This window comes from Knoellia sp. B-D-2, assembly GCF_057714695.1.
Genome location: NZ_CM173189.1, coordinates 604426 through 623862, shown reverse-complemented (window position 1 = coordinate 623862; position 19437 = coordinate 604426). Strand labels below are relative to the sequence as shown.

21 protein-coding genes are annotated in these 19437 nt (G+C 71.9%); 11 read left to right on the top strand and 10 right to left on the bottom strand.

Going from position 1 to position 19437, the window contains the following annotated elements; translation table 11 throughout:
• Nucleotides 1-4: 4 nt before the first annotated feature.
• The gene (locus tag AC3EU2_RS02950) at nucleotides 5-856 is read right to left on the bottom strand and encodes a serine protein kinase RIO (RefSeq protein ID WP_488178251.1); all 852 of its coding nucleotides are present in this window, start codon (nucleotides 854-856) and stop codon (nucleotides 5-7) included.
• A gap of 261 nt (nucleotides 857-1117) precedes the next feature.
• Here AC3EU2_RS02950 and AC3EU2_RS02945 point away from each other — a divergent pair, with 261 nt between their 5' ends.
• The 3 genes from AC3EU2_RS02945 to AC3EU2_RS02935 all read left to right on the top strand — a co-directional run bounded on the left by AC3EU2_RS02945 (nucleotide 1118) and on the right by AC3EU2_RS02935 (nucleotide 3782).
• Nucleotides 1118-2332: an acyl-CoA dehydrogenase family protein gene (locus AC3EU2_RS02945; protein WP_488178250.1), complete on the top strand. Its 1215-nt coding sequence runs from the start codon at nucleotides 1118-1120 to the stop codon at nucleotides 2330-2332.
• Nucleotides 2333-2401: 69 nt separating this feature from the next.
• A complete protein-coding gene (locus AC3EU2_RS02940; protein ID WP_488178249.1) occupies nucleotides 2402-3001 on the top strand; it encodes a YflT domain-containing protein in 600 nt (199 codons plus the stop codon).
• 31 nt (nucleotides 3002-3032) lie between these two features.
• Entirely contained in the window at nucleotides 3033-3782 is a 750-nt protein-coding gene (locus AC3EU2_RS02935; protein WP_488178248.1) for a PIG-L deacetylase family protein, read from the top strand.
• Between the two features lie 12 nt (nucleotides 3783-3794).
• Here the strand turns inward: AC3EU2_RS02935 and AC3EU2_RS02930 are convergent, their stop codons facing one another.
• The gene (locus AC3EU2_RS02930; protein ID WP_488178247.1) at nucleotides 3795-5288 is read right to left on the bottom strand and encodes an aminopeptidase P family protein; all 1494 of its coding nucleotides are present in this window, start codon (nucleotides 5286-5288) and stop codon (nucleotides 3795-3797) included.
• Nucleotides 5289-5306: 18 nt separating this feature from the next.
• Here AC3EU2_RS02930 and AC3EU2_RS02925 point away from each other — a divergent pair, with 18 nt between their 5' ends.
• On the top strand, nucleotides 5307-6335 hold the full coding sequence (locus tag AC3EU2_RS02925) for a DUF2332 domain-containing protein (RefSeq protein ID WP_488178246.1): 1029 nt from the start codon (nucleotides 5307-5309) through the stop codon (nucleotides 6333-6335).
• Nucleotides 6336-6427: 92 nt separating this feature from the next.
• On the opposite strand, the gene AC3EU2_RS02920 is transcribed toward AC3EU2_RS02925, so the two are convergent.
• Entirely contained in the window at nucleotides 6428-8140 is a 1713-nt protein-coding gene (locus AC3EU2_RS02920; RefSeq protein ID WP_488178245.1) for a glycerol-3-phosphate dehydrogenase/oxidase, read from the bottom strand.
• Nucleotides 8141-8169: 29 nt separating this feature from the next.
• Here AC3EU2_RS02920 and AC3EU2_RS02915 point away from each other — a divergent pair, with 29 nt between their 5' ends.
• Nucleotides 8170-9075, top strand: a complete 906-nt coding sequence (locus AC3EU2_RS02915; RefSeq protein ID WP_488178244.1) for a serine hydrolase — start codon at nucleotides 8170-8172, stop codon at nucleotides 9073-9075.
• A 23-nt stretch (nucleotides 9076-9098) separates the two neighbouring features.
• On the opposite strand, the gene glpK is transcribed toward AC3EU2_RS02915, so the two are convergent.
• Complete coding sequence (gene glpK / locus AC3EU2_RS02910) at nucleotides 9099-10613, bottom strand: glycerol kinase GlpK (protein ID WP_488178243.1); 1515 nt, start codon at nucleotides 10611-10613, stop codon at nucleotides 9099-9101.
• Nucleotides 10614-10747: 134 nt separating this feature from the next.
• Between glpK and AC3EU2_RS02905 the strand changes: the two genes are divergently transcribed.
• From AC3EU2_RS02905 to AC3EU2_RS02895, 3 genes are read left to right on the top strand one after another with little or no spacing between them, the layout of a single operon-like run.
• A complete protein-coding gene (locus tag AC3EU2_RS02905; protein WP_488178242.1) occupies nucleotides 10748-11764 on the top strand; it encodes a type IV toxin-antitoxin system AbiEi family antitoxin domain-containing protein in 1017 nt (338 codons plus the stop codon).
• A 58-nt stretch (nucleotides 11765-11822) separates the two neighbouring features.
• Nucleotides 11823-12362: a MaoC family dehydratase gene (locus AC3EU2_RS02900; RefSeq protein ID WP_488178241.1), complete on the top strand. Its 540-nt coding sequence runs from the start codon at nucleotides 11823-11825 to the stop codon at nucleotides 12360-12362.
• A gap of 23 nt (nucleotides 12363-12385) precedes the next feature.
• On the top strand, nucleotides 12386-12790 hold the full coding sequence (locus tag AC3EU2_RS02895; RefSeq protein ID WP_488178240.1) for a VOC family protein: 405 nt from the start codon (nucleotides 12386-12388) through the stop codon (nucleotides 12788-12790).
• Between the two features lie 3 nt (nucleotides 12791-12793).
• Here AC3EU2_RS02895 and AC3EU2_RS02890 read toward each other — a convergent pair whose 3' ends face one another.
• The 6 genes from AC3EU2_RS02890 to AC3EU2_RS02865 form a co-directional block, all read right to left on the bottom strand.
• Nucleotides 12794-13810 (bottom strand): hypothetical protein, encoded by a 1017-nt coding sequence (locus AC3EU2_RS02890; RefSeq protein WP_488178239.1) that lies wholly within the window; start codon nucleotides 13808-13810, stop codon nucleotides 12794-12796.
• Entirely contained in the window at nucleotides 13803-14300 is a 498-nt protein-coding gene (locus AC3EU2_RS02885) for a SigE family RNA polymerase sigma factor (RefSeq protein WP_488178238.1), read from the bottom strand. Before AC3EU2_RS02885 ends, AC3EU2_RS02890 begins: the two co-directional genes overlap by 8 nt.
• A gap of 88 nt (nucleotides 14301-14388) precedes the next feature.
• Nucleotides 14389-15270, bottom strand: coding sequence for a hypothetical protein (locus AC3EU2_RS02880; RefSeq protein WP_488178237.1), 882 nt, complete (start codon nucleotides 15268-15270; stop codon nucleotides 14389-14391).
• On the bottom strand, nucleotides 15267-15773 hold the full coding sequence (locus tag AC3EU2_RS02875; protein ID WP_488178236.1) for a SigE family RNA polymerase sigma factor: 507 nt from the start codon (nucleotides 15771-15773) through the stop codon (nucleotides 15267-15269). The genes AC3EU2_RS02880 and AC3EU2_RS02875 overlap by 4 nt, the downstream gene beginning before the upstream one ends.
• Before the next feature lie 131 nt (nucleotides 15774-15904).
• Nucleotides 15905-16213 (bottom strand): hypothetical protein, encoded by a 309-nt coding sequence (locus AC3EU2_RS02870; protein WP_488178235.1) that lies wholly within the window; start codon nucleotides 16211-16213, stop codon nucleotides 15905-15907.
• Between the two features lie 88 nt (nucleotides 16214-16301).
• The gene (locus tag AC3EU2_RS02865; RefSeq protein WP_488178234.1) at nucleotides 16302-16604 is read right to left on the bottom strand and encodes a hypothetical protein; all 303 of its coding nucleotides are present in this window, start codon (nucleotides 16602-16604) and stop codon (nucleotides 16302-16304) included.
• A gap of 132 nt (nucleotides 16605-16736) precedes the next feature.
• Here AC3EU2_RS02865 and AC3EU2_RS02860 point away from each other — a divergent pair, with 132 nt between their 5' ends.
• The 3 genes from AC3EU2_RS02860 to AC3EU2_RS02850 are packed head-to-tail and all read left to right on the top strand — an operon-like array spanning nucleotide 16737 to nucleotide 19405.
• A complete protein-coding gene (locus tag AC3EU2_RS02860; protein ID WP_488178233.1) occupies nucleotides 16737-17582 on the top strand; it encodes a PHP domain-containing protein in 846 nt (281 codons plus the stop codon).
• A complete protein-coding gene (purU, locus tag AC3EU2_RS02855; protein WP_488178232.1) occupies nucleotides 17579-18472 on the top strand; it encodes a formyltetrahydrofolate deformylase in 894 nt (297 codons plus the stop codon). Before AC3EU2_RS02860 ends, purU begins: the two co-directional genes overlap by 4 nt.
• 51 nt (nucleotides 18473-18523) lie before the next feature.
• On the top strand, nucleotides 18524-19405 hold the full coding sequence (locus AC3EU2_RS02850) for a RecB family exonuclease (protein ID WP_488178231.1): 882 nt from the start codon (nucleotides 18524-18526) through the stop codon (nucleotides 19403-19405).
• Nucleotides 19406-19437: the final 32 nt, after the last annotated feature.

The window sequence follows — 19437 nt, the reverse complement described above, 5'->3', positions numbered from 1 at the left end:
GCCCTCACCAGGAGGACCCGGCGGCGACGGCGGCCACGTCACCGAAGACGAGGTCGTCGTCGACGGGCAGGCCACGCCTGCGGAACCACTCGCACATCGTGCGCACGTCGCGCTCGAGGAAGTCGAAACCGTGCGGGTTGCCGACGACGTCGACGATCTGCGGCCAGTCGATGACGACGAGCCGGTCGTCGTGCACGAGCACGTTGTAGGGCGAGAGGTCGCCGTGCGCCCAGCCCTCGCCCGCGAGGGTGACGACGACGTGGCGGAACTGCTCGAACAGCTCGGCGAGGAGGTCCGGCGCCGGACGCACCTGCACGAGCCGGGGTGCCGCCGTGCGGCCGGTGCCGATGAACTCCATGAGCATCTCGGCCTCGTCGAGCTGGACCGGGTAGGGGACGGGCAGGCCCAGCTCCCAGAGCCGGGTCAGGGCGTCGAACTCCGCCGCCGCCCACTGCCCGGCGATGAGGGCGCGACCGAACTCGGTGCGTCGGGCCATGGCCCGCATCTCGCGGCTCTTGCGGACGCGGCGGCCCTCGAGGTAGCCGCCGTCCCGGTGGAACAGCCGGTTCTCGGCGCCGCGGTACCGCTTGGCTGCGAGCAGGCTCGACCGCGCCGGCTCGTCGGTGCCGTCGGGGACCCAGCGATGGAGCAGGTGGACGTCGGCCTCCTTGCCCGTCTTGAGGACACCGAGGTCCTGCTCGACGGCGCCGAGCAGGGTGATGACCCAGTCGGGGCGGGGGTGGGGGCCGTGGGTCGCGCCGTCCCAGGTGGACCAGCGCTCGCCCTCGGGTGGGGCGTCAGGACAGGTGTTGCTCGCGAAGAGAGGCGACTCGGTCGCCAGCTCGTGGAACGTCATGGGGGTACTCCGAGGTGAGAAGGATCAGGGCGCGGGAACGGCCCGGGACAGTCGTGGACATGTCGCGCCTCCTCGGAGTCGTGCAGCGGCTCGGGTGCCGTGCGGTGGCCACCAGCGTGGCAGGTGTCGGGGCCGGCCCGCCACCCCTTTTCCCGTCGCGGGGTGGGGGGACTCACACCCCCGGTCGCTGGGGCGGGTCGGGCGCGGACGGCATACTTCCTAGGGTTGCAACGTCCCCCACGACCAAGGTGGCACCCGCGAATGTCCCGGCTCCAGCGCACAGACGGCCTCACCGACGAGCAGACCGAGCTCATCAAGCTCGTCCGGCGCTTCGTCGAGGAGCAGATCCTCCCGGTGGCGACGGAGCTGGAGCACCGCGACGAGTACCCGACGGAGATCGTCGAGGGCATGAAGGAGATGGGGATCTTCGGGCTGATGATCCCCGAGGAGTACGGCGGTCTCGGGGAGTCGCTGCTCACCTACGCCCTGGTCGTCGAGGAGATCGCCCGCGGGTGGATGTCGGTGAGCGGCATCATCAACACCCACTTCATCGTCGCCTACATGCTCCTCCAGCACGGAACCGAGGAGCAGAAGCAGCGCTACCTCCCGCGCATGGCGACCGGCGAGGTCCGTGGCGCCTTCTCGATGTCCGAGCCCGGGCTGGGCTCGGACGTCGCCGCGATCACGTCCAAGGCCGTCGCCGGTGAGGGGGAGGGCGTGGACCAGGCGTGGAGCGTCAACGCCCAGAAGATGTGGCTCACCAACGGGGGCAGCGCCAACCTCGTCGCCGTGCTCGTCAAGACCGACCTCGGTGAGTCGGACTCGCCGTACAAGAACATGACGACCTTCCTCGTCGACAAGGAGGCGGGCTTCGGGCAGACCGCCCAGGGCGTCACCGTCCCCGGCAAGATCGACAAGATGGGCTACAAGGGCGTCGACACCACCGAGCTCATCCTCGAGAACCACGAGACGACGTCCGCGCAGATCCTCGGCGGGGTTCCCGGCAAGGGCTTCTACCAGATGATGGACGGCGTCGAGGTCGGCCGCGTCAACGTCGCCGCCCGCGCCTGCGGGGTGGCGCGGCGGGCGTTCGAGCTCGGCATCACCTACGCCCAGCAGCGTGAGACGTTCGGGAAGCCGATCGCCCAGCACCAGGCCATCCAGTTCCGCCTCGCGGACATGGCCACCAAGGTCGAGGCCGGGCACCAGATGATGGTCAAGGCGGCCCGGATCAAGGACGCCGGGCAGCGCAACGACCTCGAGGCCGGCATGGCCAAGTACCTCGCCGCCGAGTTCTGCGCCGATGTCGTCGAGCAGTCGTTCCGCATCCACGGCGGCTACGGCTACTCCAAGGAGTACGAGATCGAGCGCCTCTACCGCGAGGCGCCGATGCTGCTCATCGGCGAGGGCACCGCCGAGATCCAGAAGATGATCATCGGGCGCCGGCTGCTCGAGGAGTACGCGCTCAAGCGCTGAGCGACGACGCGGGTATGCCGTGCCGTCGCCTCCCAGCGACTGTGCAGCCGCGGGTGGGACAATGACGGTATGAGCACCCAACCGACGCGCGGCCTCGGACCGGCCGCTGCTGCGCAGATCCTCACCCTCGAGTACCCCATGTCCCTCGGGGTGCACGACACGTACGCGTCCGCGCAGAAGGCCGTCGACTACCTGTCCGACCACGAGTTCCCGGTCGAGAACGTCCTCATCGTCGGGACCGACCTCAAGCAGCTCGAGCGCGTCACCGGACGGCTCACGCGCAGCCGCGTCATGCTCGGCGGGGTGCTGTCCGGCGCGTGGCTCGGCCTGCTCATCGGCCTCATCTTCGCGATGTTCGACACGAGCGGGTTCTCGTTGACCTCGGTGCTCGCGACCGTGGTGTTCGGGGCGGTGTTCGGCACCATCTGGGCCGCGGTGGGCTACTCGGTCACCGGGGGCCAGCGGGACTTCACGTCGGTCACCCAGGTCGTCGCCACGAAGTACGAGGTGCTCACCGAGCACAAGGACGCCGCCCGCGGCCGCGAGCTGCTTCGCGAGATGGACCCCATGGCCGCCGCCCAGGCCGAGGTGCGGCGGGCCCAGGAGGCCTCCCGGTCTGCCGCCGCGGCCGCTCCCACCGAGGGGCCGGCTTCGCAGAATCCCGTGTGAGGCTACGGCGCCCGGGTCTAGCCTGAGCCGCATGGATGCTCCCTCGTTCGGACCGCCGTTGGAACCGATGCCCGAGGACTTCGCGTCGGTCCTCTGCGTCGTCGCCCACCCCGACGACATCGAGTACGGCACGGCGGCCGCCGTGGCCCGGTGGACCGAGGCCGGTCGGACGGTGACGTACTTCCTCCTCACCCGGGGCGAGGCCGGCATCGACACCATGGCGCCGACGGAGGCCGGGCCCGTGCGTGAGGCCGAGGAGCGGGCCAGTGCCGCCGTCGTCGGGGTGACGGAGGTGGACTTCGGGAACCACCGCGACGGCAACGTCGAGTACGGACTCGACCTGCGCCGCGACATCGCGCGGGAGATCCGCCGGCGCCGCCCGGACCTCGTCGTCACCGGGGACTACGGCGACCGTTTCGTCGCGGGGATGCTCAACCAGGCCGACCACCGGGCGGTCGGGCTGGCCACGGCCGACGCGGTCGCCGACGCCGGCAACCGGTGGATCTTCCCCGAGCTCGTCGACGAGGGTTTCGAGCCGTGGAACGTCGCCGTTCTCGCCTTCGCGGGGAGCTCGCGGCCGACCCACTACGTCGACGTGGGGGACAAGGTCGCGGTGGCCGTCGAGTCGCTCGAGGCGCACACGGCATACAACTCCGCGCTCCCGGACGCGTTCCCCAAGCCCGACCAGCTCGTTCCGATGATCCTCGAGATGGGGGCCCAGGCGGCGCAGGCCGACGGCGTGACGCACGCCCTCGCCCTCGACGTGGTCAACCGGCGCTGAACCGACTGCGGCTCAGGCGTTCTCCTCGCGGACGTCGGCGATCCACGCCTCGACGTCGGCGCTCGTGCGCGGCATCGCGGCGGACAGGTTCTCGCACCCGTCCTCGGTGATGACGACGTCGTCCTCGATGCGCACGCCGATGCCCCGGAAGCGCTCGGGCACCTTGAGGTCGTCGGCCTTGAAGTAGAGGCCGGGCTCGACGGTGAGCACCATGCCCGCCCTGAGCTCGGCGTCCATGTACTCGCTGCGCGTCGCGAGGGCGCAGTCGTGGACGTCGATGCCGAGGTGGTGCGAGGTGCCGTGGACCATCCAGCGGCGGTGGTACTGGCCGTGGTCGGTGTCGAGGGTGTCCTCGACGGACACGCCCTCGGGCAGCAGGCCCCAGGCGTGCAGGTGCTCGGCGATGACGCGGATGGCGGCGGCGTGGATGTCGGAGAACTTCGCCCCCGGCCTCGCCGCGGCGATCCCGGCCTCCTGCGCGGCGTACACGGCGTCGTAGACCTCGCGCTGCGCCTCGCTGAACGTGCCGCTGACCGGGAGGGTGCGGGTGATGTCGGCGGTGTAGAGGGCGTCCACCTCGACGCCGGCGTCGAGCAGGACGAGGTCGCCGTCGGCGACGTCGCCGGTGTTGCGGATCCAGTGCAGCGTGTTGGCGTGGTCGCCGGAGGCGCAGATCGAGTCGTAGCCGACACCGTTTCCCTGGTGGCGGGCGTGGAGCCCGAAGACACCCTCGATCCAGCGCTCCCCGCGGCCGAGCTCGACGGCCGTCTCGAGCTCGGCGATGACCGCCTCGAAGCCGACGTGCGTGGCGGCGACCGCCTCGCGCATCTGCTCGACCTCGTACTCGTCCTTGACCATCCGCTGCAGCGAGAGGGCGTGCGACAGTGCGTCGTCCTGCTCGACGAGGCCCTCCTGCTCGGCGCCGTTCTCGACGCGGGCGGCGTCGAGGCGCGCGGTCAGCTCGCGGTCGGCCTCGCGCACGAGACGCACCGAGACCTCGCCGGCGTCCTTGGCGGCCGCGCCCTCGAACTCGTCGATGTGGCGCGCGGTGAGGCCGAGCTCGAGCTCGACGTCGGCGAGGGTCGGCCGGGCGCCGACCCAGAACTCGCCGTAGCGGGCGTCGGCGAAGAAGTCGTCGCTGTCGCGCTCGCCGAGGGGCCGGAAGTAGAGGATCGCCTCGTGCCCGTCGTCGGTCGGCTCGAGCACCAGCACGGCGTCCGGCTCACGGTCGGCACCGAGCCCGGTGAGGTGGGCGAAGGCGCTGTGCGGGCGGAAGACGTAGTCGGTGTCGTTGCTGCGGACCTTGAGACCGCCGGCCGGGACGATGAGGCGCTGCTTGGGGAAGGCGGCGCTGACGACGGCGCGGCGCTGCGCGGCATACGGTGCCGACGCTGCCGGCTCGGTCGCCTGCGGGCGGCGCTCGGCCCAGTCCTCGCGCACGAAGCCGCGGAACTCCTCGGTCGTGGGTCGGGCGCGGTTCTCTGCCTGCTTCTGCTCTTCGCTCACCCGCCTATGGTGGCACGCGTGTCCGCCTACGACGGGGTCACCCTGGGTGACCGCATGCGCCACCACTTCGGTGGCTCCACCGACCACCTGTACGGCGTCCTCGTCCGGGCGCTGGCAGACGACTGGGACCGTGGAGGCGTCGTGCGCGACCTGCTCGCAGGGCACGAGGACGCGCCGCCGGGGGACATGGTGCAGCTCCGGCTGCTCGCCGGCATTCACCGGGTGGTCCTGCGCGGGGACGCCCCCGAGCTGGCGCGCTTCTACCCGTCGGTCGGTGGGACGGCGGACCGGTATGCCGTGTGGCCGGCTCTCGCGGCGGTGCTGAGGGCGCACGGCGACGAGCTGCGCGCCGCGCTCGACGTCGCGCCTCAGACCAACGAGGTGGGTCGGTCGGTGGCCCTGCTCGCCGGCCTGTCGGCGGCGGTGCGCCGCACCGGGCTGTCGCGGGTGCGGCTCCTCGAACCCGGTGCCTCTGCGGGGCTGAACCTGCTCGTCGACCGTTTCCGCTTCGTCGGCGACGGGTGGGCGGCCGGGCCGGAGGAGGCGCACCTCGTCCTGGACGGCTGCGGCGCAGCGGGGCTCGCGCCGGCGCCGTTCGAGGTCGTGGAGCGCCGTGGCTGCGACCTGCACCCGTTGGACGTCTCGGAACCGGACACGGAGACCTACCTCAGGTCCTTCATCTGGCCGCACATGCCCGAGCGGGACGGGCGCCTCGTCGCCGCGCTCGCGACGGCGCGCGAGCACCCGGTGGTCGTCGACCGGGCGGCGGGGGCCGCGTGGGTGAGGGAGCAGCTGGCGTCACCCCCGAGGGCGGGGGTCCTGACCGTCGTGTGGCACTCGATCACGCGTCAGTACTGGCCGGCGGAGGAGTATGCGGCGATGCTCGCCGCCGTCGACGAGGCGCGCGGTCGGGTGCCGGTCGTCCGGGTCGCGCTCGAGGACCCCGACCCGCGGCCGTCGGACGGCACGTGGCTGCCGCAGGTCGAGGTGGACGACGACGTCATCGGCCACTGCACCCACCACGGCCCACCCCTCACCCTGCTCTGACGACTGATTGCGCATTCCGTTCAGGACCGCTGCCCGAAGGGCCGTCCGTGGTGAACGGAATGCGCCATCAGTCGGGGGGGTTGGGGGCTGGGTCAGAGAGCGGCGTCGGGGGCGAGCCGGCGGGCCTCGGCGGCGCTGATGTCGTCGGGCATCGTCTGGCTCGACATCTCGGCCTCCACCCGGCGGTGGTAGATGTCGATCTCCTCGGCGACCCGCTCGGCGTCCCAGCCGAGGATCGGCGCCGCGAGGGCCGCGGCGTGCGGGGCCGCGCTGAGACCGCGGTCCCGGGCCTCGATGGAGATGCGGGTGCGGCGGGTGAGGATGTCGGTGAGGTGCACGGCACCCTCGGTCGCCGCGGCATAGACGACCTCGACCTTGAGGTGCGTCTCCCCGCCCGGGAGCAGCTCGCCCAGGGTGGGGTCGGCGTTGATGAGGGCGATGAGCTCCATCGTCAGGGTGCCGTAGCGCTCGAGAAGCGTCTCGACGTGCTCCTGGTCGATGCCGGCGGAGCGCGCGAGGATCTGGGGCCGCTCGCTCAGCCACTCCCACCCGACGGCGCCGGCGAGCGGCACCTTGTCGGTGGACGACGGCGCCACCTCGGTCCCGAAGTCCTTGACCGCCTCGTCGACGGCGTCCTTGGCCATGATCCGGTAGGTCGTGTACTTGCCGCCGGCCACGAGCGTGAGCCCGGGGACCGGTGTGGCGACGACGTGCTCGCGCGAGACCTTGGTCGTCTCGTCCCGCTCGTCGCCGGAGATCAGGGGGCGCAGGCCGGCGTACACGCCGTCGATGTCGTCGCGGGTGAGCGGCGTGACGAGGACGGAGTTCACCGTCTCGAGGAGGTAGTCGATGTCGGCCGACGTGGCGGCGGGGTGCGCCTTGTCGAGCTGCCACTCGGTGTCCGTGGTGCCGATGATCCAGTGCTCGTCCCAGGGGATGAGGAAGAGGACGGACTTGTCGGTCTTGAGGATGACACCGGTCTCGGAGTCGATCCGGTCACGCGGGACGACGAGGTGGATGCCCTTGCTCGCGCGGACCTTGAGCGGCCCGTCGTGGCCGAGCATCGCCTGGATCTCGTCGGACCAGACCCCCGCCGCGGCGATGACGCGTCGGGCGCGGATGTCGAACTCCTCGCCGGTGCGGTTGTCGCGGGCCCGGACGCCGACGACCCGCTCGCCGTCCCGGAGCATGCTCACGGCGGCGACACGGTTGACGACGTGGGCGCCGTGCATCGCCGCGGTCCGGGCGAGCTCGAGGACGAACCGCGCGTCGTCGACCTGGGCGTCGTGGTACTGGATCGCGCCGGTGAGCGCGTCGGGCCGCAGACTGGGCATGAGGCGCAGCGCGGCCTTCTTGCCGAGGTGGCGGTGCCGGGGGAGGCCGGCGGTCTGGCGGACGCCGAACGCGAGCCCGTCGTAGAGCGCGATCCCGGACCCGACGTAGAAGCGCTCCCACGCGGGCTTGCTCAGCGGGTACATGAACGGCACCGGGCGCACGAGGTGCGGGGCGATCGTCGTGAGGAGGAGGCGGCGCTCCTGCAGGGCCTCGTGGACGAGGCCGAAGTCGAGCATCTCGAGGTAGCGCAACCCGCCGTGGATGAGCTTGCTCGAGCGCGAGCTCGTGCCGCTCGCGTAGTCACGCGCCTCGATGAGGCCGGTCGACAGGCCCCGGGTCACGGCGTCCAGCGCCACGCCGCAGCCGACGACCCCACCCCCGACGACGAGGACGTCCAGCTCACCACCGGAGCGGAGGCGCTCGAGAGTGGACGTGCGTGCCGCAGGCGAAAGGGTCACGGTCCCGAGCATAGGTGGAGGTCGGGCCTACCCTGTTGGGTGTGCCCGCACCCCGTCCGGACTCACGGCTCCCCTCCCGCCCGGTCTCCCGGCGCGTCGTCGTCGACTCCTCGCTCGCCCTCGTCGGGGTCGGCGTCCCGACCTGGCTCGCGTCCCGGGGCGGCTGGCTCAAGGGCGCGTCGGGGTCGTCCGCAGCCACGTCGGCCGCTGCGGCTGCGACCGTCGACCGGGCCGCGCTCACCACGCGCCTCGACCAGCACCGCACGACGCGCGGCGGGACCATGGGTCTCGTCGTCCACGACCTCCGCAACAACGCCCGCTTCTCCTGGCGCCCCTCCACGAACGAGTCGCTGAGCACGATCAAGGTCCTCATCCTCGTGGCGTGCCTGCGCAAGGTCCAGGACACCGGCGTGCGGTTCACCGAGACGCAGCACAGCCAGGCCCGGCGGATGATCCAGTCGAGCGACAACGCCGCCACCGACGCCCTGCTCGCCTGGGTCGGCACCCCCGACGTCCAGCGGGCGGCCGGCCTGCTCGCGATGAACGCCACCGTCGTGCGGGGCGGCTCGGCCGGAGGCTGGTGGGGCTACAGCACGACGACCCCCGCCGACCTCGTCACGCTGCTCGACGCGCTCGCTCTGGGCACCGCCGTCATCCACGCCGGGCACCGTGCCTACATCCGCCACCTCATGGCCGGCGTGGTCCCGGCGCAGCGCTGGGGCGTGGCGGACCCGCCGCTGCCGGAGAGCGTCTACACCGAGACCAAGAACGGCTGGGGCCCGCTCACCGGCGGCTACCGGCTCAACTCGATCGGGCGCGTCACCGGCGACGGGCGCAACTACACGATGGCGATCCTCACCCGCAGCCCCCAGGGTTTCGCGTACGGCAAGGAGACGATCAACGGCCTGTCCACGATCGTCCACGCCGCCCTCGTGCTGCCCCTCTGACGCAGGGCTCCTGACCAGCGGGGTCAGTCGACGTCGACCCAGTCGAGGGTGCGCTCGACGGCCTTGCGCCACCCGGCGTACCCGTCGCGTCGCTGTGCGTCGGACCACTCGGGCTCCCAGCGCTCGGCCTCGGCCCACTTGGCCCGCAGCTCGTCGGTCCCGGACCAGAAACCGGTGGCCAGCCCCGCGGCATACGCCGCCCCGAGCGCCGTCGTCTCCGCGACGACCGGCTTGCTCACCGGCACTCCGAGGATGTCCGCCTGGAGCTGCATGCAGAGCCGGTTCGCCGTGACGCCGCCGTCGACCTTGAGCGTGGTGAGGGTGACTCCCGAGTCGGCGGCCATCGCGTCGACGACGTCCCGGCTCTGATAGCAGATCGCCTCGAGCGTGGCCCGCGCCAGGTGCGCGTTGGTGTTGAACCGGGACAGCCCGACGATCGCGCCGCGGGCGTCGCTGCGCCAGTACGGCGCGAAGAGGCCGCTGAACGCCGGCACGAAGTAGACGCCGCCGGTGTCCTCGACCTGGGCGGCGAGGCGCTCGACCTCGGACGCGCCGGAGATGATGCCGAGCTGGTCGCGCAGCCACTGCACCGCGCTCCCGGTGACGGCGATGGAGCCCTCGAGCGCGTACACGGGGTCGGCGTCCCCGAAGCGGTAGGCGACCGTGGTGAGGAGCCCGTTGCTGCTGCGGACGAGCTCGGTGCCGGTGTTGAGCAGGAGGAAGTTGCCCGTGCCGTAGGTGTTCTTGGCCTCGCCGGGCTCGAAGCAGACCTGGCCGACGGTCGCCGCCTGCTGGTCGCCCAGGACCCCGGTGATCGGCACCTGCGCGCTCCCACGGTCCCCGGACGTCCTGCCGTATGCCGTCGCGTCGCTGCTCGCGTGGATCTCCGGCAGCATGCGGCGCGGGATCCCGAAGAAGCCGAGGAGCTCGTCGTCCCAGTCGAGGGTGGTGAGGTCCATGAGCATCGTGCGGCTCGCGTTGGTGACGTCGGTGGCGTGGGTGCCGCCCCGGGGGCCGCCGGTGAGGTTCCAGACCAGCCACGTGTCGGCGGTGCCGAAGAGGGCGTCGCCGCGCTCGGCCGCCTCGCGCACCCCGTCGACGTTCTCGAGGATCCACTGGACCTTGCCGGCGGAGAAGTAGGTCGCCGGCGGCAGACCCGCCTTGTGCCGGATCGTCTGCCCGCGCTCGTCCTGGTCCAGCGCCTTGGCGATGGAGTCCGTGCGGGTGTCCTGCCAGACGATGGCGTTGTGCAGCGGGCGGCCGGTGCGGCGGTCCCAGACGATCGCGGTCTCGCGCTGGTTGGTGATGCCGACGGCCGCAAGGTCGCTGCTCGACAGCCCGGCCCTGGTGAGGGCGCTGCCGATGACCGTCTGCGTGCGGTCCCAGATCTCCAGCGGGTTGTGCTCGACCCACCCGGCGCGGGGGAGGATCTGCTCGTGCTCGAGCTGGTGGCGCGCCACCTCGGCCCCGTCGTGGTCGAAGACCATGAACCGGGTGCTCGTCGTGCCCTGGTCGACCGCGCCGATGAAGTCCGCCATGGCGGTCACCCTATGACGGGGAAGTCTCGGATCGTCCCGGATGCCACCGGGACGATCCGAGGCTTCGGGGCGGGGCCGACGGGGGCTGTGGATGACGGCGGCACGGCGTGGGCCGGGTCCGCCACCATCGAGGGATGGTGCCCCGACTGCGCACCGTCGCCGAGGCGCACGGCGGCGTCTTCAGCACGGCCGACTCCCGCTCCGTCGACGTCGACGACCCCACCCTCAGGGCCTTGGTGCGCGCCGGTGAGGTGGTCCGGGTGCGGCGCGGCGCCTATGTCCTTTGCCAGGTGTGGGCGGCGGCCGAGCACGAGGAGGGCCTGCGGCTGCGCACCCTGGCGGTCCTGCGGACCCGCGGCGACGACGTGGCCACCCACCAGGCGGCACTGTCCCTGCACCGCCTGCCCCTGCACGGCGTCCGGCTCGACGTCGTCGACGTCCAGTCGCCCGTCAGCCGGGTGCGGCTCTCATCCGGGCTGAGGACGCAGCCGGGGACCCTCGCGCACACCACCGTCGGCGGGACGAGGTGCGTCGCGATCGAGCATGCGATCGTCCAGGAGCTCCTGCGGTCCGGGATGGAGGCGGCACTCGTGCCGCTGGACCACGCACTCCGCACCAGGGTCTGCACTCTGTCGCGCGTCGAGGCGGCACTGGGGGCCGTGGCCCCGACCAGCGCCCTGGCCCTGGGCAAGCGGCTCGTCGCGCTCGCCGACAGCCAGTCCGACTCGCCCGGCGAGACCCGCACCCGGCTGCTCCTGCACGACCTCGGCTTCTCACCACGGAGCCAGGTGACCATCTGCGACGAGCGGGACACCTTCGTGGCCCGGGTCGACTTCCTCGTCGAGGGGCGGGTCGTCGTGGAGTTCGACGGGTTGCAGAAGGACGCCGGCGCCGACGGCGGGCCGCGCTCGCCGCGGAGAAGCGGCGCGAGGACCGGCTGCGGTCGCTCGGCTTCGTCGTCGTGCGACTCGTGTGGGCGGACCTCACCCGTCCCGCGCACGTCGCGGACCTGCTCCGGCGGGCGCTCGCGCAGGCCGCGTCCACGTCGGCCTGAGCCCGACGCGGTTGGCGGCACCCGTCCCGGTTGCCACCGGGACGGGTTGAGGTTTCCGCGTCATGCGCGGCCGGGCACGCCGGCGTGGGGGTTGTGAGGGAACGCACGCGGCATACGGGGGGTGCCGGGGCGGGCGGCAGGCGAGGATGGGGCCCATGCAGTTCGGACGCAGCTACGAAGAGTTCGAGGTCGGAGCGATCTACCGGCACTGGCCCGGGAAGACGGTCACCGAGTACGACGACCATCTGTTCTGCCTGCTCACGATGAACCACCACCCGCTCCACCTCGACAGCAACTACGCCGGCGAGACGACGCAGTTCGGCAAGAACGTCGTCGTGGGCAACTACGTCTACTCGATCCTGCTCGGCATGAGCGTCCCCGACGTCAGCGGCAAGGCGATCGCCAACCTCGAGGTCGAGAGCCTGCGCCACGTCGCGCCGACCTTCCACGGCGACACCCTCTACGGCGAGACCCGCGTCCTCGACAAGTGGGAGTCCACCTCCAAGGACGACCGCGGCGTGGTCCACGTCGAGACCATCGGCTACAACCAGGACGGCACGGTCGTCTGCATCTTCCGCCGCAAGGTCATGGTCCCGAAGGAGAACTACCTCGAGGCGCGAGGTGGCGAGCAGCCCGGGCGCCCGGTCCCGCAGCCGGACAGGAACTGGCCCGGCCCGGAGGCTTCCACCGCCTGAGCTCGACTGGCACGCTGTCGCGCATGACGTCTCGCATCATGCACACCACGGTCGACTCCCGCGACGCCCACGCGCAGTCGCACTGGTGGAGCGAGGTCCTCGGCTGGTCGCAGGACCGTGAGGACCCCAACCTGCCGGGTCACGAGGAGTGCCTGATCTTCAGCCCGGACGGCCGGCAGCGGCTGCTCTTCATCGAGGTGCCCGAGGGCAAGACGGTGAAGAACCGGCTCCACCTCGACCTCACGCCCACCGACCGGTCGCGGGACGAGGAGGTCGACCGCCTCCTCGCCCACGGCGCCGTCATGCACCAGGACCTGCGCACGCCCGAGGGCGGCTGGGCGACGCTGCGCGACCCGGAGGGCAACGAGTTCTGCGTCCTGCGCAGCGAATCCGAGCGGCCGGACCCGTACGCGCACCTGCTCAGCTGAGCGCTACTCCACCGGATCCGTATGCCGGGTGCCCCCCTCGTCGGTCCAGCTCACCGACGTCACGGCCGGGCCCGAGCCGGCACTGGGCGCCGTGGCTGCGGCGAAGGCGACCTCGGCGTTGCCGAGGTCCCGCACCGTGACCTCGGTGGTCCGGGAGGCGTTGGCCCACTCGAAGCTGACGTCGTGCGCGCCTTCCGGAAGCAAGGTCGCCGAGCTCCACGTCCACGAGCCGCCGTCGGGCTTCTGGCCGTATCCCATCGTCGTGCTGTCGTCGGCGGTGAGCGGTCGGGTCGAGCCACCGCTGCCGTCGGCCATGAAGACGCCCATGACCTCCGCGTCGCGGGCGACGAAGAACCGGTCCCCGCCCGCGATCGGGACGCTCGGCAGGAGTGAGCCGTTGGCCGACCGGACCTCGCCGGCGTCGTCGATCCAGATGGTGTCGACGTAGCCGTCCACGTCGGTGGCCACATCGAAGTCGAGGGCGACCGCCTGGTACTTGGTGCCCGGCAACGGCTGGTGGTCCGTCTTGATCGCTCCGCGGCTCGAGCCGTCACGGGTGACGGTGAGGAACGCCGTGGCGTCGGCGGGGGCGGTTCCGAGCATGACGCCCTCGGCGCCGCTGCCCGTGCCCATCGAGACGACGTCGGGGCTGGCGTCCGAGCCGGCGAGCTGCTGGCGCCGGCCGCCCTCTACCGCGTAGAAGACGACGTTGGGCTGACCGGAGGGCGCCCCCGGGACGACCTCGACGGCATACCGTCCGTCGAGGACCTCTGCCGAGACGCGGCGCGCCGCGCCGATGGACGGTGACGGGCCGGCGGGCAGGGCGTCGCGGTCGGCGCCCGTTCCCAGTGCCGCGAACGCGATGGCGGTGGCCCCGACGACGCCGGCGACGCCGAGAACGGTGCGGCGCAGGGCGCGGCGACGGACCCGGCGGCGACCGCCGGCGTGCACCGCGTCCTCGTCGACGGACATCGACGGGTTCGGCGGTGCGGCGAGGAGCTCGAGGATCGGGTCAGACATGACGGTCTCCTTCGGGAACGAGCAGGGTCCGCAGGCGGGCGAGGCCGCGGGAGGTCGAGGACTTGACCGTCCCCGTGCCGATGTTCAGGGTGTCGGCGACCTCACGCTCGGAGAGGTCGGCGTGGTGGCGCAGGACGACGCACTGGCGCTCGCGGACGGGGAGCTTGGCCAGCGCCGTCGTCAGCTGGTCGGCGAGGGCGACCTGCTCGGACCGGTCGGCCCGTCCGTGCTCGGGCATCTCGGGGGTGAGGTCCTCACGCCAGCGTCGTCGATGGGAGTCCGTGTGGAGGTTGACGAGGACCCGGCGGGCGTAGTTGTGGGTGCCGCCCGCCTCGATCCGCGGCCAGGCGACGTAGACGCGCTCGAGGGTCTCCTGGACGAGGTCCTCGGCGCTGCTCGCACCGCCGGTGAGCAGCCACGCCAGGCGCAGCAGTCGCGGGGAGCTCGACCGCATGAACTCGTCGAACGACCCGTCGTCACGTCTGCTCACGACACCACCTCATCTCTCCACCATCGAACCGGACGCCCTTGGTACGGGCGTCCGGTCCGAAAGGTTGTCATGAGAGCTCGGGTATCCGTCAGAACTCCGGGTCGTCGTAGCCGAGGCCGTGGGTCTCGCCGCCGACAAGCACCATCAGCGACCTGAGATAGCCGTCGGCATTCCTCGTCACGGGCAGGGGCAGGGACACGATGGTGTAGACGATCGTCTTGTCGGTGCCGGGGAACGGCATGCGGAAGGTGCCGATGCCCTCGCCCTCCACGGGCTCGCCGTTTTCCGATACGACGTCCTGCACACCCTTGACGTTGTAGAGGAGCAGGACGTTGGGGCCGAGTCCGCGGGTCCCCCACTCGCCGTAGTCCTGACCGTTCTTGGTGAAGATGACCTGGCCGTCTGCTTCCACATCGACCGTGACCTTCATGTAGCCGCGGTCGTCGACGCTGGGATCGACGAGCCGGGTGCGGTAGGTGACGCCACCGATGGTCACCGGCTCGGTCCACTCGGGGCCGGCGGTCGGGGTGCCCCTCGGCCCGGGGTCGGTGGTCCCTGACGGGGTCGACGAGGCAGGGCTGGTCCGGCTCGGTGTCGCCGTGGGTGAGGGGCTCGAGGTGCGCGCAGTCGCCGTCGGGGCGGGTGGGGTGCTCGCAACCGACGGAGTGGTCGTGGCACTGGGCGTCGCGGTCGCCGTGATGGTCGGTGTGGGGTCCGGGGTCGGGGTGACGGTGGGTGTCGGCAGCGCGGGAAGCGCGTCGTTCTGGGCGCGGGGCGCGAGGACCCCGATCGTCCCGGCGATGGCGAGACTGGCGACGGCCGCCCCGACCACTGTGAGGATGCGTCGTCGCACGACGACCCGGTGGCCGCGGGCGAGCACGTCCTGGTCGTCGACGCCGAGGTGCTGGGGCGCGCCGGCAGCGGCGCCTCGGAGCTCGTTCCTGAGCAGGTCCTCGATGTCCGGGGTCATCGCTGGCTCCCTTCCGTGGAGACGTGGGCGGTGCGGAGGGTGGCGAGGCCACGGGAGGCCGCGGACTTCACGGCGCCGACGGAGATCCCGAGCAGGTCGGCGGTCTGCTGCTCGGACTGGTCCTGGTAGTAGCGGAGGACGATGACCGTCCGCTGCTGCCGGGGGAGCAGCCCGAGCATCCGCAGGATCTCGTCGCGATGCTCCACCGACCCGTCCGGCGGGGTGGCGCGCTCCGGCACGCCGTCCATGACGACCTCGCGCGACGTCCTGCGCCACGTGTCGGTCTTCTGGTTGACGAGCACCCGCCGCGCGTAGGCGACGGCGGACTCGCGACGCACCTTCGGCCACGCGGCATACGTCTTGACGAGGGCGGCCTGCACCAGCTCCTGCGACCGGTCCGCCGAGCCGCAGAGCAGCCACGCGGTGCGCAACAGCGACGGCGTCGCGTCCGTCATGAACGCCGTGAACGCCGCATCGCGCTCCGCCTTGGACTCTCGTCCCATGGATCCCCCCTGGTGGTGATGTCCCCCAGCACTACGTCGGTGTGCCAGAAAAGGTTGTCATCCCTCCCGATCCGGCCTGCGCCCGCCACGCCTCAGCCGGGAGACCGGCGCCACCGGGCGGCCAGTGACCGTCAGTCCGCCGAGAGGTCCCACCATGCACCGTCCTCGACCTGCACCACCCAGCCGGTGACCCCCTGCGAGTTCGGCGAGGTCGTGCGGACGATGGTGATGTGGAGGTCCATGTAAGGCTCAGCCGCCACGTCCACCCCGTCGGGCGTGGGCAGGGCGACGTGCCCGACCGCCTCGTCCTCGACCGGCTCGCCACCGACCGTCACCAGGTCGCTGACCCTGACGCCGCCCAGGTAGGACACGAGTCGCGGATCCGCCTCGTCGACACCCCAGCGGCCCTCGGTGTTGAACACGGAGTCCGGCGTGAACACCGTGGCTCCGTCCCGCTGCAGCACCACCTCCTGGTTGCGTCCCCGGGGCGCGCCACGAAGCATGCGCGGTACGTGCTCCCGGCGAACGTCACGGGCTCGGACCAGTCGTCGCCGGTGCTCCCCGGCCTCGCGACCGTGGCGGTCGGTGTCGGTGTCGAGGTCGAGGTCGCGGTCGCGGGGCGGACGCGGCGACCGTCGGCGTCGGGTCCGGCATGACGCTCGACGTCGCCTGCGGGAGGGCGGGCAGGGCGTCGTCGTCGGCGCGGGGCACGAGCACCCCCACGGTCCCGGCGATCGCCATGGTGGCCGCGGCGGCACCCGCCGCCGTGAGGATGCGCCGCCGGTGCGCCGCCGGTGTGCTGTCGCGCTCGGCCTTGGTCCCACGTCCCATGACGACCCCTTCCCGTGCCCTCATTCCCTACGACGGGCAGGGGCCGAGAAAGGCCGACTGCGGCGCCGGACACGCTCGCCGCCCGAGGGCGGGCGGACCCGTTCCGCGCGACGCCGCGCCTAGGGTGAGGGCGTGAGGATCGACCTGCACACGCACTCGACCGCGAGCGACGGCACCCACGACCCTGCCGACCTCGTCGCCGAGGCGAAGGCAGCCGGGCTGAGCGTGTTCGCGATCACCGACCACGACACGACCGCCGGGTGGCGCGAGGCGACCCGGGCGGCGGTCGAGATGGGCATCGACCTCGTCCGGGGCATCGAGATCTCGTGCAGCCGCCACCACGAGAGCATCCACCTGCTGGGCTACCTCCCGGACCCCGACGACCCGGAGCTGGCCCTCGAGCTGGCCCGGGCCCGTGAGAGCCGGATCACGCGCATGGACCGGATGATCCGGCGCATGGTCGACGGCGGGATCGACATCACCGTCGAGGAGGTCCAGGCGCAGGTCGCCCCCGGGGCCACCCTCGGTCGGCCGCACCTCGCCGACGCACTCGCGGCCAAGGGCGTCGTGGCCAACCGCGACGACGCGTTCCGGGAGCTCCTGCGCGACGGCAGCCCGTACTACGTGGGCCACTATGCCCCCGACCCGGTGACGGCGATCCGCCTGGTCCGCGCGGCGGGCGGTGTGCCCGTGCTGGCCCACCCGTTCGCGACGCGAATGGGCACGGTCACCGACGACATGGTCGAGGAGCTCACCGCCGCCGGGCTGGCCGGTCTCGAGGTGCACCACCGTGACCACACGGACGAGGACGTCGAGCGCGCCCTGCGACTCGCGCGCCGCCACGACCTCGTCGTCACCGGCAGCAGCGACTACCACGGAACCGGCAAGCTCAACCTCCTCGGTGAGCACACGACGGAGCCCGAGCAGTGGTCACGTATCGTCGAGCAGTCCCATGGCGTGGAGGTGGTCCGAGCATGACCGAAGGCGTCCAGCGCCCTCAGCACCCGGAGGACGAGGTCGGTGACCTCGTCCTCACCCTGTCGTGCCCCGACCGGCCGGGCATCGTCGCGGCGGTGAGCCAACGGCTCTTCGAGCACCGGGGCAACATCGAGGAGAGCCAGCAGTTCAGCGACCACCGCACCGGGCGCTACTTCATGCGGGTGCGGTTCGCGACGCCGGTAGACGGCCTCGACCTCGACGGGTGGCGTGAGGAGATCGCCTCCGTCGCCAGCGAGTTCGACATGACGTGGGAGCTGCGACCGGCGACGACGGCATACCGCGTGCTCGTCATGGTGAGCCGCTTCGGGCACGTCCTCAACGACCTCCTCTTCCGCTGGAAGTCCGGCCAGGTCAACGCCGACATCGTTGCGATCGTCAGCAACCACACCGACCTCGAGCCGATGGCGCGCTCCTACGGCATCCCGTTCCACCACATCCCGGTGACGCCGGACACCAAGCCCGAGGCGGAGGCGCGGCTGCGTGAGCTCGTCGTCGAGCACGACGTCGAGCTCATCACCCTGGCGCGCTACATGCAGGTGCTCAGCGACGACCTCTGCCGCGACCTCGGCGGGCGGGTCATCAACATCCACCACTCGTTCCTGCCGAGCTTCAAGGGGGCCAAGCCCTACCACCAGGCGTACGCGCGGGGCGTCAAGGTCATCGGCGCCACGGCGCACTACGTCACCCCCGACCTCGACGAGGGTCCGATCATCGAGCAGGACATCCACCGGGTCGACCACCGCATGGACGCCGACGACCTCGTCGCCGCCGGCGAGGAGGTCGAGTCGCGTGTCTTCGCCCGTGCCGTGACGTGGCACTGCGAGAGCCGGATCATCCTCAACGTCGACCGCACCGTCGTCTTCAGCTGACCCTGTGGACGACGGACGGACCGCGTCGGCGCGGCTGGCTAGGTTGGCCGCGTGAGCGTGGAGAGCGCCGGGAGACCGGTCCAGGCCGAGTTCGCCGGCATGCCGCCGAGGCTGTATGCCGCGAGCCCGTCACGCCTGCTCGCCCACGTCGACTGCCCGCGTCGCTATCGGATGCAGTACCTCGACCGTCCCCGGCCGGAGCAGCGGGCCCAGCGCGCCCACACGTCCTTCGGGCTGGCGGTGCACAACGCCCTGCGTGACTGGTGGGACCTGCCGCGCGAGCGCCGCACGCCGGAGGCCGGGCACGAGCTCGTCCGCAGCTCGTGGATCGACGTCGGCTTCCGCGACCCGGACCAGTCGGCACAGTGGCGACGGCGGGCGCAGGGGCACGTCACGGCATACCTCTCGGGGGTCGACCCGGACCAGCAGCCGACCGGGATCGAGCGCACCGTGGCGTTCGTCAGCGGCGCGCTGCGGGTCACCGGGCGGATCGACCGGCTCGACGACCGCGACGGCGAGCTCGTCGTCGTCGACTACAAGACGAGCCGCAGACCGCTCGGCGACGACGACGCCCGCACGTCGTTGCCGATGGCCCTGTATGCCGCGGCCGTCTGGAAGATGTTCCGTCGCCCCTGCCTGCGGGTCGAGCTCCACCACGTCCCATCGGGGGAGGTGCTCACCCACACCCACACCCCCGAGTCGCTCACCCGCAAGGTCGACGAGGCGAAGTCGATCGCCCGCGACGCGCAGCGCGCCGACGCGGACTTCGCCGAGCGGGGAGTCGAGTCGACCCTGTTCCCACCCGTGGTCGGGCCGCTGTGCACGTGGTGCGACTTCCGGGCCCACTGTCCCGAGGGCCAGGCGGCCGGGCCGGAGAAGTCGGGGTGGGCGGCCCTCGAGGGCGTCGACGCGCGCCGAGCGAGCGAGGTGTGAACAGGCCCGGGTCCTGGTCTCCCGTCACGGCT

Bases quoted from the DNA above. Each gene is read 5' to 3' on its own strand.
- AC3EU2_RS02880 (WP_488178237.1), bottom strand. From the start codon at position 15,270: ATGACCCCGGACATCGAGGACCTGCTCAGGAACGAGCTCCGAGGCGCC.
- AC3EU2_RS02875 (WP_488178236.1), bottom strand. From the start codon at position 15,773: ATGGGACGAGAGTCCAAGGCGGAGCGCGATGCGGCGTTCACGGCGTTC.
- AC3EU2_RS02935 (WP_488178248.1), top strand. From the start codon at position 3,033: ATGGATGCTCCCTCGTTCGGACCGCCGTTGGAACCGATGCCCGAGGAC.
- AC3EU2_RS02950 (WP_488178251.1), bottom strand. From the start codon at position 856: ATGACGTTCCACGAGCTGGCGACCGAGTCGCCTCTCTTCGCGAGCAAC.
- AC3EU2_RS02895 (WP_488178240.1), top strand. From the start codon at position 12,386: ATGACGTCTCGCATCATGCACACCACGGTCGACTCCCGCGACGCCCAC.
- AC3EU2_RS02890 (WP_488178239.1), bottom strand. From the start codon at position 13,810: ATGTCTGACCCGATCCTCGAGCTCCTCGCCGCACCGCCGAACCCGTCG.
- AC3EU2_RS02905 (WP_488178242.1), top strand. From the start codon at position 10,748: ATGGTGCCCCGACTGCGCACCGTCGCCGAGGCGCACGGCGGCGTCTTC.
- AC3EU2_RS02940 (WP_488178249.1), top strand. From the start codon at position 2,402: ATGAGCACCCAACCGACGCGCGGCCTCGGACCGGCCGCTGCTGCGCAG.
- AC3EU2_RS02865 (WP_488178234.1), bottom strand. From the start codon at position 16,604: ATGGGACGTGGGACCAAGGCCGAGCGCGACAGCACACCGGCGGCGCAC.
- purU (WP_488178232.1), top strand. From the start codon at position 17,579: ATGACCGAAGGCGTCCAGCGCCCTCAGCACCCGGAGGACGAGGTCGGT.
- AC3EU2_RS02945 (WP_488178250.1), top strand. From the start codon at position 1,118: ATGTCCCGGCTCCAGCGCACAGACGGCCTCACCGACGAGCAGACCGAG.
- glpK (WP_488178243.1), bottom strand. From the start codon at position 10,613: ATGGCGGACTTCATCGGCGCGGTCGACCAGGGCACGACGAGCACCCGG.
- AC3EU2_RS02920 (WP_488178245.1), bottom strand. From the start codon at position 8,140: ATGCTCGGGACCGTGACCCTTTCGCCTGCGGCACGCACGTCCACTCTC.
- AC3EU2_RS02900 (WP_488178241.1), top strand. From the start codon at position 11,823: ATGCAGTTCGGACGCAGCTACGAAGAGTTCGAGGTCGGAGCGATCTAC.